1 protein-coding gene is annotated in these 518 nt (G+C 71.6%); it reads left to right on the top strand.

Annotated features, from left to right (window positions below):
* A partial coding sequence (locus G3T14_RS24600) for a hypothetical protein (RefSeq protein WP_163645064.1) occupies positions 1 to 518 on the top strand: 518 nt, incomplete at both ends.

Below are 518 nucleotides of genomic sequence, written 5' to 3'. Positions count from 1 at the left end.
GATTCCATCCTCGTCGACCCGTGGTTCCTCGACGCCCGCCGCCGCGCGGGCGTGGTCGACAATCGCGGCGACACGCTGAGCATCGATGCCGACGTGGTCCTGCAGTCGGGCGACGCGGTGATGTTCCGCGACCGAACGGGCCGTGCATGGGGGCCCGTGGCCTTGGCCGGCCAGAACAGCCCGCGCGAACTGCGCCTTGATCCGGCGGCCCGAGCCGCCGCCGAACAGGGAACCGGCAAGACCCTGGCCGGCGTGCTGTCGGACGGCCGGGGGGAGATGACCACCGTCCTCGTCGGGCCGCTCGTCGCGCTCGCCGAGAACTACCTGATCCAGTCCGTGAAGATGAGCGGGCCGGACAAAGCACAGGTCGAGGCGCTGATCGACGATCCGCGCGTCTGGGAAGCCATCGGTGCGGCCATCGTTGTTCCGCCAGAGGGCGCCGGTGGCCTGTCCGACCCGGAGAGCCCGCGGATCGTGGCGCTCACCGCCAATGCCACGCCGGTCGCGGCCGGCTTCCG

Source organism: Methylobacterium sp. BTF04, assembly GCF_010692745.1.
Lineage (GTDB): Bacteria > Pseudomonadota > Alphaproteobacteria > Rhizobiales > Beijerinckiaceae > Methylobacterium.
This window is presented reverse-complemented; position numbering and strand designations above follow the sequence as displayed.